Annotated in this window: 14 protein-coding genes; 12 read left to right on the plus strand and 2 right to left on the minus strand. The window is 72.9% G+C overall.

The features are described from left to right. Positions 1-143 precede the first annotated feature (143 nt). The 3 genes from AC6EH9_RS17190 (at position 144) to AC6EH9_RS17200 (ending at position 2,066) form a co-directional block, all read left to right on the plus strand. A complete protein-coding gene (locus tag AC6EH9_RS17190) occupies positions 144-1,415 on the plus strand; it encodes a PspC domain-containing protein (RefSeq protein WP_498424831.1) in 1,272 nt (423 codons plus the stop codon). 76 nt (positions 1,416-1,491) lie between these two features. Continuing rightward, positions 1,492-1,776, plus strand: a complete 285-nt coding sequence (locus tag AC6EH9_RS17195) for a hypothetical protein (protein ID WP_498424832.1) — start codon at positions 1,492-1,494, stop codon at positions 1,774-1,776. Then, positions 1,773-2,066, plus strand: a complete 294-nt coding sequence (locus AC6EH9_RS17200; RefSeq protein ID WP_498424834.1) for a PspC domain-containing protein — start codon at positions 1,773-1,775, stop codon at positions 2,064-2,066. Before AC6EH9_RS17195 ends, AC6EH9_RS17200 begins: the two co-directional genes overlap by 4 nt. Here the strand turns inward: AC6EH9_RS17200 and AC6EH9_RS17205 are convergent. Next, positions 2,030-3,061: a glycerophosphodiester phosphodiesterase family protein gene (locus AC6EH9_RS17205; RefSeq protein WP_498424835.1), complete on the minus strand. Its 1,032-nt coding sequence runs from the start codon at positions 3,059-3,061 to the stop codon at positions 2,030-2,032. The genes AC6EH9_RS17200 and AC6EH9_RS17205 overlap by 37 nt on opposite strands. Positions 3,062-3,138: 77 nt before the next feature. Between AC6EH9_RS17205 and AC6EH9_RS17210 the strand changes: the two genes are divergently transcribed. The 6 genes from AC6EH9_RS17210 (at position 3,139) to AC6EH9_RS17235 (ending at position 11,064) form a co-directional block, all read left to right on the plus strand. Then, entirely contained in the window at positions 3,139-3,684 is a 546-nt protein-coding gene (locus AC6EH9_RS17210) for a YbaK/EbsC family protein (RefSeq protein ID WP_498424837.1), read from the plus strand. Between the two features lie 19 nt (positions 3,685-3,703). After that, entirely contained in the window at positions 3,704-4,204 is a 501-nt protein-coding gene (locus AC6EH9_RS17215) for a DUF6328 family protein (protein ID WP_498424839.1), read from the plus strand. A 61-nt stretch (positions 4,205-4,265) separates the two neighbouring features. After that, entirely contained in the window at positions 4,266-5,996 is a 1,731-nt protein-coding gene (locus AC6EH9_RS17220; RefSeq protein WP_498424840.1) for an ABC transporter ATP-binding protein, read from the plus strand. Then, the gene (locus AC6EH9_RS17225; protein ID WP_498424841.1) at positions 5,993-7,738 is read left to right on the plus strand and encodes an ABC transporter ATP-binding protein; all 1,746 of its coding nucleotides are present in this window, start codon (positions 5,993-5,995) and stop codon (positions 7,736-7,738) included. The genes AC6EH9_RS17220 and AC6EH9_RS17225 overlap by 4 nt, the downstream gene beginning before the upstream one ends. Positions 7,739-7,763: 25 nt before the next feature. Beyond that, positions 7,764-9,929, plus strand: coding sequence for an acyltransferase family protein (locus AC6EH9_RS17230; protein ID WP_498424842.1), 2,166 nt, complete (start codon positions 7,764-7,766; stop codon positions 9,927-9,929). 100 nt (positions 9,930-10,029) lie between these two features. Continuing rightward, on the plus strand, positions 10,030-11,064 hold the full coding sequence (locus AC6EH9_RS17235; protein ID WP_498424844.1) for an LLM class F420-dependent oxidoreductase: 1,035 nt from the start codon (positions 10,030-10,032) through the stop codon (positions 11,062-11,064). 58 nt (positions 11,065-11,122) lie between these two features. Here the strand turns inward: AC6EH9_RS17235 and AC6EH9_RS17240 are convergent, their stop codons facing one another. Further along, a complete protein-coding gene (locus AC6EH9_RS17240; protein ID WP_498424846.1) occupies positions 11,123-11,857 on the minus strand; it encodes a MerR family transcriptional regulator in 735 nt (244 codons plus the stop codon). Between the two features lie 198 nt (positions 11,858-12,055). On the opposite strand from AC6EH9_RS17240, the gene AC6EH9_RS17245 reads away from it, so the two are divergent. From AC6EH9_RS17245 to AC6EH9_RS17255, 3 genes are read left to right on the plus strand one after another with little or no spacing between them, the layout of a single operon-like run. Continuing rightward, on the plus strand, positions 12,056-13,207 hold the full coding sequence (locus AC6EH9_RS17245; RefSeq protein ID WP_498424848.1) for an acyl-CoA dehydrogenase family protein: 1,152 nt from the start codon (positions 12,056-12,058) through the stop codon (positions 13,205-13,207). 10 nt (positions 13,208-13,217) lie between these two features. Then, complete coding sequence (locus AC6EH9_RS17250) at positions 13,218-14,408, plus strand: acyl-CoA dehydrogenase family protein (RefSeq protein WP_498424850.1); 1,191 nt, start codon at positions 13,218-13,220, stop codon at positions 14,406-14,408. A 26-nt stretch (positions 14,409-14,434) separates the two neighbouring features. Then, the gene (locus tag AC6EH9_RS17255; RefSeq protein WP_498424851.1) at positions 14,435-16,300 is read left to right on the plus strand and encodes an AMP-dependent synthetase/ligase; all 1,866 of its coding nucleotides are present in this window, start codon (positions 14,435-14,437) and stop codon (positions 16,298-16,300) included. Positions 16,301-16,556: the final 256 nt, after the last annotated feature.

Genomic DNA, 16,556 nt, shown 5'->3' on the forward strand with positions numbered 1-16,556 from the left:
GCGAGGGTCGCAACCATGAGGTCGGACCCTGAGAACCCCCTGGTTCCTCGCCGCCGGCGCACCCGTCCCTCTCGGGGTCGCGTCGTGCGGAACCGGGGGTGTCCCCGATGGCGGCGGCCCGCCGGGCGGAGCAGGCTGGCGCCATGACCACCACACCTCCCGCCGGCGGCGGTTCCCCGGAGAGCCCGACCGGTGGGCCTCCCCCCGACGCCCCCCACGACGACGGCCCCCGGGTCACCCGCGACCAGGTGGGCGACCTCGCCCGGCTGCGCCGTACGACCGGCGGGCAGCGCCACGTCGCCGGCGTCGCCGGCGGCGTGGCCCGCCACCTCGACATCGACCCCGCGATCGTCCGGGTCGTCCTGGTGGTGCTCGCCTTCTTCGGCGGTGCGGGCGTCATGCTCTACCTGGCGCTGTGGCTGCTGATCCCCGAGGACGGCAGCGACGCCGCGATCGTGCCGCTCGACGACGGTGCCCGCAGCGCCGGGGTGATCGCGGTGGGCGTGCTCGCCGCCCTGATGCTGCTCGGCGACACCTGGGGCCCCTGGGGAGGTGGCTGGTTCCCCTGGCCGCTGGCCGTGGTCGCGGTGGTGGTCGCCTACGTGCTGAGCAAGCGCGGCTCCGCTCCCGGCGGCAGCCCCGGCGCACCGACCGGTCGCCCGGCCAGCGGTGCGCCCTACGCGCCGGGCACCGGCGTCTCGTTCACCAAGGACGGGCCCCAGGTCCACCAGCCGCCGTCTGCGTACTCCGCACCCCCGGGGCAGATGGCCTACGCGCCCGTCGCGCCGGTGCCGCCCCGGCCGCCGCGCCGGGGCCCGATCCTGATCGGCTGGACGCTCGCGCTGCTGGCGCTCGGGCTCGGCGTGCTGTCCCTGATCGACCTGGCGGGCGCCTCCGTGCCCGACTCCGCCTACCCGGCGCTGGCGCTGGGTGTGATCGCCGCGATGCTGCTGCTCGGAGCGTGGTTCGGCCGGGCCGGCGGGCTGGTCACGCTCGGCCTGATCGCCGCCCTGGCCCTGGCCTTCACCACCGCCGCCGACGAGTACGACGAGACCGCGGTCCGCGCCACCCCGACGGCCGCCGCCGACGTGGAGGACCGCTACGACGTCGAGGTGGGCGAGCTGTACCTCGACCTGTCGCAGGTCGCCGACCCCGAGACGCTCGCCGGGAGCACGATCCAGGTGGAGGGTGACGTCGGGCGACTCGAGGTGACGGTGCCCGACGGGGTCGACGTGCGGGTGGAGACGGCCGTCGACGGACTCGGCAGCCTCTCGGTCTTCGGCACGCACGCCGCGGGCGTCGACCTCGCCGAGCAGGCACTGCGCGAGACCTCGGACGGCGACGCCACCTCCCCCGGGCAGCTGACGATCGACGTCACGCTCGCGGTGGGCGTCATCGAGGTCCACGAGCCATGAGCCCCACCACCACCCTCGAGCACCGCCGTCGAGCACCTCGCCTCCAGCACCCCGCCTCTCACCAGGGAGAACGCCGATGAGCACCGACCCGACCGCCACCCGCCAGCCCCGACGCCACCCGGTGGAGGTCGGCTACCTGGTGATGGGGCTCGCCTTCCTCACCATGGTGGGGATCTGGGCGCTGCTGGTCAGCGACGTCGCCTCGGGTGACGACCTGCGCTTCCTGCTCCCGGTGCCCTGGGTGCTCGGCGGCGCCGCGGGCCTGCTCGCGCTCGGCATCCGCGCCGCGCGGCGCAACCGCGCCGCCGCTCCCCCTGCCTTCCCCGACCACGAGACCGCCGACACCGAGGAGTTCCGATGAGCACGCTCCCTCCGCCCGACCCGGGCCAGCAGCCCGGCCAGCAGCCGCCCGGCCAGTCCCCGGGCGAGCAGCCGCCTCCCGGTGACCGGGCCTCCCGGCCGTGGTCCGGGCGCCGCCTGGTGCGCCGCAGCGACGACCGGATGATCGCGGGCGTCTGCTCCGGGGTGGCCGACTACCTCGGCGTGGACGTGACCGCGGTGCGGCTGGTCACCGTGCTGGCCGCGATCTTCGGGCTGGGCAGCGTCGTCATCGCCTACCTGGTGGCCTGGGCGCTCCTGCCCGAGGAGTGAGCCGTGGCGCGGCTCGGGTCGACCAGCAGGGCCGGGTGGTCGGTGATCAACCCGTCCACTCCGGCCGCGGTGAGCGCACGCGCCTCGCCGACCAGGTCCCCGTGCGCGTCCGGCGCCGGCCCACGGCGCAGCTGCCGGGGCAGGAAGCGGTTCTCCGCGCGCAGCGTCCAGACGTGGACCGCCAGCCGGCGCCGGTGAGCGTCGCCGACCAGCGCCGTGGGGGCCAGGCCGGCGCCGGTCCGGTCGCGGGGCACCACGAGCTCCTTGTGCGGCCCGATCGCCTCGGCGTACCCGTCGATCCAGGACAGGCCCGCCACCGTCGCCAGGTCGGCGTAGCTGCGCCGATCGCCGGCGAGGACCAGGTCCGCCGGGTGCCGCTCGGGGCGATCCAGCAGCTGGACCAGACCGAGCGTGGTGCGCCGCGAGAGCCGCCGCAGCACGGTGGTCTCGAAGGACATCACCCGGACCCCCGAGCCGTGGTGGTCGAGGTGGTAGCGGCGCAGCACGTCGAGGACCAGGTCCTCCAGCGGCAACCCCAGCGCCGCGTAGTACGAGGGGTGCTTGAGCTCCAGCAGCAGGCCGACGCGGCGCCCTCGGCGCACCGACTCGGCCCGGACCAGCCCGAGCACATCCTCCAGCGTCGGCACGCCCTCCCGTCCGTCGTGCGCCGCGCTCGCCGTCCTGGTGAGCCGGTGGCGCTCCCGGGCGCGCAACGTGCGCACCTGCGCCAGCGTCAGGTCCTCGACGAACCAGCCGGCCAGCGGGCGTCCGTCGATCAGCTTGATCGTGCGCCACTCCCGCAGCTCGGCCCGGCCGGCCACGTCGGTGGTGAGGCTGAGCTCGCTGTCGTGCCGGGCCACCAGGACGGCGTCGGCGGTGGGGACGAGGTCGACCTCGAGCGCGTCGGCTCCCCCCTCCAGGGCGGCCCGGTAGGCGGCCAGGGTGTGCTCGGGTCGGTCCCCGCAGGCGCCCCGATGGGCGACGATGGTGGTCATGACCCCACCCGAGCAGCCCGACGCGTCAGCGCGGCGCCCTGCGGGTGGCCGCCAGGTGAATGGTCGATGATGGCCCGATGAGTCTGCCGACGATCGGAACCCTGCGCTCGCTGCCGGCCGGCGAGCACCCAGAGCTGCTCGCGCCGCCGGTCGCCGCCGCCCTGTCGGGCTGGCCCGACGCCGCCGGTGTCGCGGTGGTGGAGATCGACCCGGCGCTGGCCGACACCGCCGCGATGACCGAGGCCTACCGGCTGCCGCTCACCGCGAGCGCCAACTGCGTGGTGGTGGCCGGCCGGCGCGAGGGCGTGGAGCGGATCGCCGCGTGCGTCGTGCGCGCCGACACCCGCGCCGACGTCAACAACCTGGTCAAGCGCACCCTCGACGTGCGCAAGGCGTCGTTCCTGGCGATGGAGCGGGCGGTGGCCGAGACCGGGATGGAGGACGGCGCGATCACCCCGCTCGGCCTGCCGCAGGACTGGCGGGTGCTGCTCGACCCGCTGGTGCTCGAGTGCGACGTCGCGATCCTCGGCTCCGGCGTACGCGGCTCCAAGCTGCTGGTCTCCGGCGCGGCGCTGGGCCGGCTGCCGGGCGTCGAGGTGGTCGACGGCTTGGGGCGGGCGTGATCGGGGAACCGCCGCACCGATGAGCTCACCCGATCCCGTCGACGAGCGCAACGAGTCGCCCTCACAGAAGCACGACCGCAACTGGGCCGAGCTCCTGCAGGAGATGCGAGTCCTGCAGACCGGCGTGCAGCTGATCGCGGGGTTCCTGCTCACCCTCCCCTTCCAGGAGCGCTTCGAGGACCTGGACTCCTTCCAGCGCTCGCTCTACCTGGCTCTGGTGGTCGTGGCCGGGCTCACCACCTGCCTGCTGATCACGCCGATCGCGGTGCACCGCCGGCTCTTCGGCCAGCACGTCAAGCAGCGCCTGGTGCGCACCGCCCACCGCCTCGTGGCGGTCGCTCTCGGCGCGGCGGCAGCACTGCTGACCGGCATGGTCACCCTCGTCTTCGACGTGGTCGTCGACCGCCGCGCCGCGATGACGGTCGGCGGATCGCTGCTCGTGGTCTGCGTCGTGCTGCTGACGGTGGTGCCCTACCTGGTCGGCCGCTCGAGGCAGCCCTCGTCGCCGGGCGCCGACTGAGGCGGCACCCACCGGGAAAACGAGTCGCGCCGCACGGCATCGGGTAGGTACCGTCCCGGCAGTGCGCATCCTTCCCCTCGAACACCCCGGCACCGCCGATCATCGCTCCGAGGGCCGGTTCCTGTGGTGGTTGGCCAAGGGGCAGTGGCACACGCTGGCGCTGGGTGCGCTCTTCGGCATCATCTGGATGAGCGCCCAGGCCGTGATGCCCGCCGTGATCGGGCGCGCCATCGACCGCGGCGTCGCCGAGCGCGACGGCGAGGAGCTGCTGCGCTGGGGCGCGATCCTGCTCGCGATCGGCATCGTCCAGGCGGCCAGCGGCATCATCCGGCACCGTTTCGCGGTGACCAACTGGCTGACCGCCGCCTACCGCACCGTGCAGCTGGTCGGCCGGCAGGCGGTGGACCTGGGCGGCACGCTGCCGCGCAAGGTCTCCACCGGCGAGGTGATCACCATCGGCACCAGCGACCTGTCCCACCTGGGCCAGGTGATGGACGTCTCCGCTCGCTTCGCCGGCGCGATCGTCAGCTTCCTGCTGGTCGCGGTGATCCTGCTGCAGACCTCGCTCACCCTGGGGCTGGTGGTGCTGATCGGGGTGCCGGCGCTGATGGTCGCCGTCGGCCCGCTGCTCAGCCCGCTGCAGCGCCGTGCCACCCACCAGCGCGAGCTGACCGGCGCGCTGTCCAGCACCGCCGCCGACATCGTCAGCGGCCTGCGGGTGCTGCGCGGCATCGGCGGCGAGCAGGTCTTCCTCGAGCGCTACCGGCGCGAGTCGCAGTCCACCCGCGCCGCCGGAGTGGCGCTCGCCCGGCTGCAGTCGATCCTGGAGGCGCTGCAGGTGCTCCTGCCCGGCGTCTTCGTCGTCGTGGTGGTCTGGATCGGCGCCCGCTACGCGGTGTCGGGGCGGATCACCCCCGGCGAGCTGGTGGCGTTCTACGGCTACGCCGCGTTCCTGATGATCCCGCTGCGCACCGCCACCGAGTACGCCAACAAGTTCATCCGCGCCCGCGTCGCCGCCCGGCGGGTGTGCCGGGTGCTGGCGCTCACCCCCGACCTGAGCGACCCCGCGGACCCGGCGCCCAGCCCGCCCGCCGGCTCCGAGCTGTACGACGCGCGCACCGGGCTGGTGCTCCGCCCCGGCGAGATCACCGCGCTGGTCTGCGAGCAGCCGGGCGAGACGGCGCTGCTGGCCGACCGGCTCGGCCTGTGCACCGCCGACGCCGACGACGACGTGCGGCTGGGCGGCGTACCGCTCTCGGCGCTGGCGCGCGCGGAGGTGCGGCGCCGGATCGTGGTCAGCGACACCGGGAGCGCGCTGTTCTCCGGCCCCCTGGGCGAGCGGCTCGACGTCACCGGCTCGGGCGACGTGGGCGCGGCGCTGACCACGGCGTCGGCGCACGACATCCTCGAGGCCCTGCCCGAGGGGCTGGACACCCACGTCGCCGAGCGCGGGCGCAGCTTCTCCGGAGGCCAGCGCCAGCGCCTGGTGCTGGCCCGCGCGCTGGCGATCGAGCCGGAGGTGCTGGTGCTGGTGGAGCCCACCTCGGCGGTGGACGCGCACACCGAGGCCCGGATCGCGGCCCGGCTGCGCGCGCACCGGGCCGGGCGGACCACGGTGGTCACCACCACCAGCCCGCTGCTGCTCGACGCCGTGGACCGGGTGGTGCTGCTGGACCAGGGCCGCGTCGTCGCCAGCGGCACCCACGCGAGCCTGCTCGAGAGCCACCCCGGGTATCGCCGGGTGGTCACCCGCGAGACCGAGTCCGACACCGAGCTGGAGCCGACCCGATGAGCACCGCCCTGCCCGTGGCCGACAGCCGCGCCGTGCGCCGCTACGCGGTGCAGATCGCCCGCCGCCACCCGCGGATGCTGGGCGCGACCCTGGCCCTGCACGTCGCGGCGGCCACGGCCGCGCTGGCCGCGCCGCGCCTGCTCGGCGACCTCGTCCAGGCCGTCGAGGCCGGCACCACGCTGGACCGGGTGGACCGGACCGTCGCCCTGCTGGCCGGCTTCCTGGTGGTGCAGACCGTGCTCACCCGCTACGCCCGGCTGCTCAGCCAGGTGCTGGGCGAGGAGGTCCTCGCCCAGCTGCGCGAGGACTTCGTCGACAACACCCTCGCCCTGCCGGTGGGGGTGGTGGAGTCGGCCGGCTCCGGCGACCTGCTCACCCGCACCAACCGCGACGTCGACCAGCTCGGCTGGTCGGTGCGGATGGCGCTGCCGGAGTGGACGATCGCGGTCGTCACCGCGGTCCTCACCTTCGCCGCCGCGCTGAGCGTGGGCTGGTGGGTCGCCCTGCCCTGCCTGCTCGGCGTGCCCCCGCTGGTGATCGGGCTGCGGTGGTACCTGGCCCGGGCCAAGGACGGCTACCTGCGCGAGAGCGCGACGTACTCGCAGATCAACGCGACGCTGACCGAGACCGTGGAGGGCGCCCGGACGGTCGAGGCGCTCGGTCTGAGCCAGGAGCGGATCCGGGCCATCGACGCCGACATCGCCGACTCCTTCGACGCCGAGCGCTACACGCTGCGGCTGCGCACCGTGTTCTTCCCGAGCATGGAGATGTCCTACCTGCTGCCCACGGTGGCGACACTGCTCCTGGGCGGCTGGCTCTACACCCGCGGCGAGGTGTCGCTGGGCGACGTCACCGCCGCCACGCTGTACGTGCAGATGCTGATCGACCCCGTGGACCGGATCGTCTCGATCCTCGACGAGCTCCAGCTCGGCATCGCGTCGCTGGCCCGGCTGCTCGGCGTCGCCGAGGTGCCCGACGACCGCGAGGTCACCGGCGCCCGGCCCGACGGCGAGAAGCTCGACGCCCGCGACGTGCGCTTCGCCTACGTGCCGGGCCGCGACGTGCTGCACGGCGTCGACCTGGACGTGGGGGTGGGTGAGCGGATCGCGATGGTCGGGCCCTCGGGGGCGGGCAAGTCCACGCTCGGCCGGCTGCTGGCCGGGATCCACCCGCCCCGGACCGGCTCGGTGACCGTCGGCGGGGTGGGGCTCACCGAGCTCCCGCTCGACGAGCTGCGCGGCCACGTCGCCCTGGTCACCCAGGAGCACCACGTCTTCGTCGGCACCCTGCGCGAGAACCTGGCGCTCGCCGCGCCACCCGGCGCCGGCGACCCCGAGATCCGCGACGCGCTGGCGGCCGTCGACGCGCTCGACTGGGTCGACGCCCTGCCCGACGGGCTGGACACCGTCGTCGGCTCGGGTGGGCGGCACCTACCCGACGCGCAGGCCCAGCAGGTCGCGCTGGCCCGACTGGTGCTGGCCGACCCGCACACGCTGGTGCTCGACGAGGCGACCTCGCTGATCGACCCGCGCGCCGCCCGGCACCTGGAGCGCTCGCTGGCCGCGGTGCTCGAGGGCCGCACCGTGATCGCCATCGCGCACCGGCTCTTCTCCGCCCACGACGCCGACCGGGTCGCGGTGGTGGAGGACGGCCGGATCGCGGAGCTGGGCAGCCACGACGAGCTGGTCGCCGCCGGTGGGTCGTACGCCGCACTGTGGGAGTCCTGGAACGGGCGGCACTGAGCACGCTTGCTAGATTCACCCGACGATGACGAGTACCAAGCCGGGGTTCCGGGGCGACATCCAAGGGTTGCGGGCGGTCGCGGTGCTGACCGTGATCGTCGCGCACTTCGGAATCGGCCCGTTCACCGGCGGGTTCATCGGCGTCGACGTGTTCTTCGTGATCTCGGGGTTCCTGATCTCCGACCAGCTCTACCGCGAGCTGGGCCGCGAGGGGACGATCTCGCTGCGCGGCTTCTACGCCCGGCGGGCGCGCCGGATCCTGCCCGCGGCCACGTTGGTCCTCGCCGTCAGCGTGCTGGCCTCGCTGATCGTGCTCAGCGCCCTCGACGCCCTCGAGGTGGTCCGGGACGCGGTCTGGGCGTCGCTGTTCGCCGCCAACTTCCGCTTCGCCTCGGTGGGCACCGACTACTTCGCCCAGGACCAGGGGCCCAGCCCGCTGCAGCACTACTGGTCGCTGGCCGTGGAGGAGCAGTTCTACCTGGTCTGGCCGCTGGTGCTGCTCGCGGTCACCGGGTGGCACCGGCTGCGCCGCCGGCGCGGCGCCGGCGGCAGCGGGAGCGGCTCCCCCGAGACCCCGGTGCGGGTCCGCCGGCTCACCGTCTTCGTGCTGCTGCTGGCCGCGACCGCGGCGAGCTTCAGCTGGTCGATCCTGCTCACCCGCACCGCGCCGACCGACGCGTACTTCTCGCCGTTCGCCCGGGGCTGGGAGCTCGGCGCCGGCGCGCTGGTGGCGCTGGTCGCCCCCGCCCTGGCCCGGCGCTTCGACCACTTCACCCGGGCGGCGCTGAGCAGCACCGGGCTGCTGCTGATCGCGGCCGCGACGCTCTTCTTCATCGACGCCACGCCCTTCCCCGGCTACGCCGCGCTGCTGCCGGTGGCCGGCACCGCGATGGTGCTGCTCTCGGGGGCGGGGCTGACCCAGCCCGGTCCGGCGCCGCTGCGGATGCTCTCGCTGCCCCCGATGCGGGTGATCGGCGACTGGTCCTACTCGCTGTACCTGTGGCACTGGCCGGTCCTGGTCCTCGTCGAGAGCAGGCTCGGCCGCGACCTGGGTCCGCTGGAGTCGCTGGCCGCCATCGCGGTCACCTTCGCGCTCGCCGCCGCGACGTACCGCTGGGTGGAGACGCCGTTCCGCAACCCCCGGCGCTGGACCGTCCCGCGCGCCCTGGTGCTCTACCCCGTCTCGGTCGCCCTGATCGCCGGCACGGCGCTCGGCGGCTGGCGCTGGACGGAGTGGGAGACCAGCGAGCGCGGCAACGCCCCGGCCGTCACCACCCAGGACTTCGGCGTGGCGGACGCCGACAAGTACGACATCGCCAAGGACCCCGCGGTCGGGCTGGTCCAGGCCTCCGTCGTCGCCGCCGAGAACGGCGTCGCGCTGCCCAGCGACCTCTCCCCCGACCTGGCCGACCTGCGCGACGACGTCGCCGACCTGGGCGAGTGCGACTACGCCGAGAGCTTCGACAAGGTCTGCCCCGGTGGCGACCTCGACGCCGGGCGCAGCATCGCGGTGCTCGGCGACTCGCACGGGCGGCACTGGATCCCCGCCATCGACCGGATCGCCAAGCGGTCCGGCTGGACGACCTACTACTTCGTCAAGCGGGCCTGCACCGCCGCCCGGATCACCGTCAACAGCTACGCCGGAGACGAGGAGTGGGACGACTGCAACGCGTTCCGGCACTGGGTCGAGGAGCGGCTCGGCGAGCTGCAGCCGGACGTGACGATCGTGTCCACCTCGGTGCCCCGGCGCGGAGTCTGGTCCGAGGGCGAGCTGGTCACCGACGACGACGAGGTCGCCCCGCTGTACCGCGACGGGCTGGTGGACCTGCTGGAGCGCATCGAACCGCTGACCGAGCGGCTGCTGGTCCTCGACGACGTGCCCGGCCTGGGCCTCGACCCGGCCGACTGCCTCTCGACCGGCCGCCCCGACCTGGGCACCTGCCTGACCGGCCCGGACCCGCGCACCACGCAGATGCGCGAGATGAACCGCGAGGCCACCCGGACCACCGGCACCGAGCTGGTCGACCCCAGCCCGTGGTTCTGCCACGACGACAAGTGCCCGGTCGTGGTCGGCTCGACGATCACCTACCAGGACATCGGCCACGTCACCGAGAGCTACGCCGCGCAGCTGGCCGATGCGCTGGGCAGCGCGCTGGGGCTCTCCACGCCCGCGTCGCCCCGGTCACCGTGAGCCCTACCACGCCCCACGGTCCTTGCGATACTGACAGCGGCTCTGTCACTGTTGCCGGGCCCCGCCCCCAGCCCTGCCGACGACCCGGAACGGAACCGCGATGAAGCTCTCCATGCCCCTGATGTACGACGGGAACCCGCGCAGCGCCGCGGACCAGGTCACCGCCCTGGAGAAGGCCGGCCTGGACCAGATCTGGGTCGCCGAGGCCTACGGCTTCGACTCCCCCACCCTGATGGGCTACCTGGCGGCGAAGACCGACAAGGTCGAGATCGGCTCGGCGATCCTCAACATCTACTCGCGCACGCCGGGGGCGCTGCTGCAGACCGCGGCCGGGCTGGACAACGTCTCCGGAGGGCGCGCGATCCTGGGTCTGGGCGCCTCCGGGCCCCAGGTCATCGAGGGCTTCCACGGCGTCCCCTACGACAAGCCCCTGGCCCGCACCCGCGAGGTGGTCGAGATCATCCGCGCCGGGCTCAAGCGCGAGAAGCTCAGCAGCGACGGCGTCTTCAAGCTGCCGCTGACCAAGGAGGACGGCGCGGTGACCGGGCTGGGCAAGCCCCTGAAGATCCTCACCCACCCCGAGCGCGACACGATCCCGATCTGGATCGCCGCGCTCGGCCCCAAGAGCGTGGAGCAGACCGCGGAGTACGCCGACGGCTGGATGCCGCACCTGTTCCACCCCGAGAAGGCGCACCTGGTCTGGGGCGACGCGCTGGCCAAGGGCAACGCCAAGCGCCAGGAGGGCCTGGCGCCGCTGCAGGTCAACGCCGGCGGCATGGTCGCGATCGGCGAGGACGTCAAGGGCCTGCTCGACTTCGCCCGCCCGATGTTCGCGCTCTACGTGGGCGGGATGGGCGCCAAGGGCAAGAACTTCTACAACGACGTCGCCAAGCAGTACGGCTACGAGAAGGAGGCCGAGGAGATCCAGGACCTCTACCTCTCGGGCAAGAAGAAGGAGGCCGAGGCGCTGGTCCCCCAGGAGTGGCTCGAGGCGGCCAACCTCGTCGGCCCCGCGTCGTACGTCAAGGAGCGCATCGAGGCCTTCCGCGAGGCCGGCGTGACCAGCCTGAACGTGGTGCCGGCCAGCGACGACCCGGCGAAGACCGTCGAGCAGGTCAAGGAGTGGATCTCCTGATCCGCCGCTGACTCAGGCGACGAGGGCCCGGCAGGCACGACCTGCCGGGCCCTCGTCGTCAGTCCCGGCCGCGAGGGCGCAGCAGCGACCGGGTGATCACGTCGTTGGCGGCCCGCTGGAAGCCGGTGACGACCGCCTCGAGGGTGAGCTGGCGCAGCCGCGACATCGTGCTCTCCAGCTTCGCCGCCTCCTCGGCGGAGTGCCGCTCCTGGCGGTACGGCGCGAGCACGCCCTGGTGCAGGATCGAGGTCAGCTCCGAGGCGAGCGACTCCATGTGCCGGTTGATCGCCTCGCCGGCGGCGCCCATCGACTCCATCGGGATGTCGAGGTCCAGCAGCTCCACGCTCACCTGGAGGTTGGGCATCGCCCGGTAGCCCCCGCTCTCGGTGCGCTCCAGTGAGCGCAGCCCCACCAGGAAGTCGAGGTCGGCCTCGCTGAGCGTGCGCGAGACCCGCTTCTCCAGCTGGCGCAGGGTCAGCTCCTCGGCCGGCTGCGCGGTCCACGAGGTCAGCATCGCGCGGCGCAGCGCCAGCTCGTCGCTGGTGGCGTCGGCCGGCAGCGAGGACATGTAGCGCTCGATCGCCTGCAGGGTGAACCCGTGGTCCTGCAGGGCGCGGACCATCTCCAGGCGGGCGCGGTGCGACTCGTCGTAGTAGGCGACGCGCCCCTTGCGGATCGGCGCGGGCACCAGGCCCAGGCTGGCGTAGTAGCGCGTGGTGCGGACCGTCAGGCCGACGGCGGCGGACAGCTCGTCGATCGTGAGCAGTCCGTCGTCGTCCGGTTGCTCACTCATGACTGTCACAGTATTGCTGTCGCCAAGGCCAGGCAAAACGCCGGCCACCGACCTCCCGAGCCCAGTGCGCGGCCTGCCTCTTGCCATCGTGACAGTGGTGCTGTCACAGTGGCGGTGTTGCGAGCGATCACGTGTCGCCGCGGCAATGACGACGCCGCAGGCCCCCGCCTGCGCGGAACCGAGGGAGGAACGAACCCCATGGCAGAGCTTTCCCGCGAGATCTTCGACGAGGAGCACGAGGACTTCCGCCAGATGGCGCGGAGCTTCATCGAGAAGGAGGTCGTCCCCCACCAGGAGCGCTGGGCCGAGGCGGGCATCGTGGACCGCGAGCTGTGGACCAAGGCCGGCAGCCAGGGCCTGCTCTGCTTCGACGTCGACGAGGCGTACGGCGGGGCCGGGGTCGACGACTTCCGCTACAACATGATCGTCGCCGAAGAGCTCAGCCGGGCCGGCGCCAGCGGCCCGGGCTTCCCGGTGCACACCGACATCATCGTCCCCTACCTCTCCAGCCTCGGCACCGAGGAGCAGAAGCAGCGCTGGCTCCCCGGCTGCGTGAGCGGCGAGATCGTCACCGCGATCGCGATGACCGAGCCGGGCGCGGGCTCCGACCTGCAGGGCATCCGCACCACCGCGATCGACAAGGGCGACCACTACCTCGTCAACGGCTCCAAGACCTTCATCTCCAACGGCATCATGGCCGACCTGGTCATCGTGGTCGCCCGCACCGACCCCGAGGCCGGCCACAAGGGCATCAGCCTGTTGGTCCTCGAGCGCGGGATGGCGGGCTTCGAGCGCGGCCGCAACCTCGACAAGATGGGCCTCAAGGCGCAGGACACCGCGGAGCTCTTCTTCGACGACGTGGTCGTGCCCAAGGAGAACCTGCTCGGCGAGGAAGGCACCGGCTTCATCTCGCTGATGATGAACCTGCCCCAGGAGCGGCTCTCCATCGCGGTGATGGCCGCCGCCGCGTGCCGCGACGTACTGGAGATGTCGCTGAGCTACGCCAAGGAGCGCAAGGCGTTCGGCCGCTCGATCGGCAACTTCCAGCACAACCGCTTCGTGCTCGCGGAGATGGCGACCGAGGCCCGGATCGCCACCGTCTTCGTCGACGACTGCATCCAGCGGCACATGCGCGGAGAGGCCGACGCCACGCTGGCCTCGATGGCGAAGTGGTGGACCACCGAGCTGCAGAAGAGGATCGTCGACGCCGCCGTCCAGCTGCACGGCGGCTACGGCTACATGATGGAGTACCCGGTCGCCCGGGCCTACGTCGACAGCCGGATCCAGACCATCTACGGGGGCACGACCGAGATCCAGAAGGAGATCATCGGTCGGAGCCTCGGCATCTGAGGCCGACGTCGTGGACTTCGACCTGCCCGAGACGGCGCTCGCCGTCCGCGACGGAGTGGCGGCCGTGGCCGCCAGGTACGACCACCGCTACTGGTCCGAGTGCGAGGAGCAGCACCGCTTCCCCACCGAGGCCTGGAACGACCTCGCCGAGGGCGGCTGGATCGGCCTGTGCGTCCCCGAGGAGTACGGCGGGGGCGGGGCCGGGATGCTGGAGCTGGCGGTGGCCTGCGAGACGCTCGCCGCCTCGGGGGGCACCGCCGGCATCTTCCTCTACATCCTCACCCCCGGCTTCGGGGCGATGACGCTGGCCCGCCACGGCACGCCGGCCCAGCGCGAGGCGATCCTGCCCGGCGTCGCCGCCGGGACCACGCAGTTCTGCATGGCGCTGACCGAGCCGGACGCGGGCAGCAACGCGATCGCGATCACCACGGCCGCGCGCCGCGACGGCGACGAGCTGGTGATCCGCGGGCAGAAGATCTGGATCTCCGGGATCGAGAACGCGCGGTGGATGATCGTGATCACCCGCACCACCCCGCTGGAGCAGGCCGCCGAGAAGCTCGGCTCGCGCACCGGCGGCTTCACGGTGCTGCTCGTGGACGTCGAGCAGGCGGTCGCGGACGGGACGCTGACCTACACCCCCATCCCGAAGATGGGCGGCAACGTGGTCACCTCCAGCCAGGTCTTCTTCGACGACGTCCGGGTCCCCGCGAGCAACGTGATCGGCGAGATCGACAACGGCTTCCCGGTGCTGTGGGACGTACTCAACCCCGAGCGGATCCTGGCCGCGGCCGGGGGTGTCGGGGCGGCCGAGGCGGCACTGCGCCTGGCGGCCGACTATGCCCGCGAGCGCGAGGTGTTCGGTCGCCCGATCGGCGCCAACCAGGCCGTGCAGTTCCCGCTGGCCCAGCTCAAGGCGAAGACCGAGCTGGCCCGGCTGATGACCTACAAGGCCGCCTGGCTCTTCGACCAGGGCCGTCCGTGCGGCGCGGAGACCAACGTGGCGAAGCTGACCGGCTCGCAGGTGGCCTGGGAGGCGGCGAACCAGGCCTTCCAGACGTTCGGCGGGATGGCCTACTCCAAGGAGTACCCGGTCGAGCGGCTCTTCCGCGACAGCCGGATCGGCAAGAACATCCCGGTGGCCGAGGAGCTCATCCTCGCCCACATCGGCACCCAGATGCTCCACCTCCCCCGCAGCTACTGATCCCCTTTCATCCCGAGGAGAGACCCATGCCGGACACCCTTCAGCAGCGCGCGGAGATCGAGGCGGCGATCGCCGGGCTCACCCTTCCACTGGCGCTGGCGGCCACCGTCGACAAGTACGGCGACGAGCCGGCGTACTCCGACAAGATCGGCATCCCCGCCGACGACGTCCAGGGCTGGCGCACGCTCACCTGGCGCGAGGTGCGCGAGCGCGCGCTCGACCTCGCCGCCGGGCTCCTCGAGATCGGGGTCGCGCCCGGTGACACCGTGGCGATCATGGCCTCGAGCCGCACCGAGCACGTGCTGGCCGACCTGGCCGCCGTACACGCCGGGGCGACGCCGATGTCGGTCTACGCCACGCTGGCGCCCGAGCAGGTGCTGTTCGTCGCCGGTCACGCCGAGCCGAGCGTGGTGTTCCTGGAGGGCGCCGACCAGCTGGCCCGCTGGAAGCAGGCGCTGGACGCCTCGGGCAGCATCCGCAAGGTCGTGCTGATGGACGCCTCGGCCGTGCCGTCCGGCGACCGCTTCACGACCTTCGAGGAGCTGGCGAGCTCCGGCGCGGCGTACCGCGCGGCGCACGCCGAGGAGCTCGAGCAGCGCTGGCGGGCGATCGACCCCGACCAGCCGCTGACGATCCTGTACACCTCCGGCACCACCGGCCACCCCAAGGGCGTGGTGCTGACCCACCGCAACATCCTCTTCGAGGCGGTCGGCTCCACCAGGACCGCCGGCATCGCCGAGCCCGGCGTGAGCATCTCCTACCTACCCTTCGCCCACATCGCCGAGCGGATCCTGGGCATGTACGTCCCGCAGTCGCAGGGCGGGCACGTGCACCTGATCGCCGATCCCTCGCTGCTGGTCGGCGCGCTCGGCAGCGTGCGGCCCACGCGCTTCTTCGGCGTCCCGCGGGTCTGGGAGAAGATCAAGACCGGCGTCTCGGCCAAGCTCGCCGCCGAGCCGGACGAGGCCAAGCGCGCGTTCGTCGAGGACGCGATGGCAGTCGGCCTGGAGTACATCGAGTCCCAGCAGACCGGGCAGACCACCAGCCCGGAGCTGCAGGCGCGCTTCGAGACCGCCGACGCCGCAATCCTCGGGGTGCTGCGCGCCCTGCTCGGCCTGGACCGGGTGGAGTGGGCGGCCAGCGCGGCGGCCCCGATGCCGGTCGAGGTCGCCCGGTTCTTCGCCGGGCTCGGGATCAAGGTCTACGACGTCTACGGGATGACCGAGACCGCGTCGGCAGTGGCCTCGTGCGGCCCGGAGTCGTTCCGGCTCGGCACCGTCGGGCGGGCGCTGGCCGGCATCGAGGTCACGCTGGCCGAGGACGGCGAGATCCTCGCCCGGGGCCCGATCACCACGCCGGGCTACTACCGCCAGGAGGACGCCACCCGGGCGCTGATCGACGAGGACGGCTGGGTGCACACCGGCGACATCGGCGAGATGGACGAGGACGGCTTCCTCAAGGTCGTCGACCGCAAGAAGGAGATGATCATCACCTCCTCGGGCAAGAACATCGCCCCGTCCAACATCGAGAACCTCCTCAAGGAGAGCCCGATCGTCGGGCACGCCCTGGTCTTCGGCGAGGGCCGCCCCTACGTCGTCGCCGTCCTCACCCTGGACTCCGACGTCGCCCCGGCCGTCGCGCAGCAGCTCGGGCTGGAGTACGCCGACCTCGCCGACCTCGCCCAGCAGCCGGCCATCCAGGCGATGGCGCAACAGGCGGTGGACCGCGCCAACGAGCGGCTCTCCCGCCCCGAGCAGGTCAAGGCCTTCGAGCTGCTGCCGGTGGAGTGGACGGCCGAGTCCGAGGAGCTGACCCCCACCCTGAAGGTCAAGCGCCGGGTCGTGCACCAGAAGTACGCCGACGTCCTGGACCGCCTCTACTCCCACCCCTAAGGCGCCGAGTCGGCGTGAACTCACCGCCGTACGACGCCGACTCGGCGTGAACTCACCGCCGTACGACGCCGACTCGGCGCAACCTCGCACCGCTGAGGTGCCGAATCGGCGCAACCTCACCGCCGTACGCCGAGACGGGAGTGCGAGTCCACGCCGACTCGCGCCACCACGAGCGCGAGTCCACGCCGACTCGCGCCACCACGAGCGCGAGTTCACGCCGACTCGCGCTGGCTGGGGTGCGAGTTCGCGCCGGGTC

It is taken from the genome of Nocardioides sp. Z21_20 (assembly GCF_059766585.1).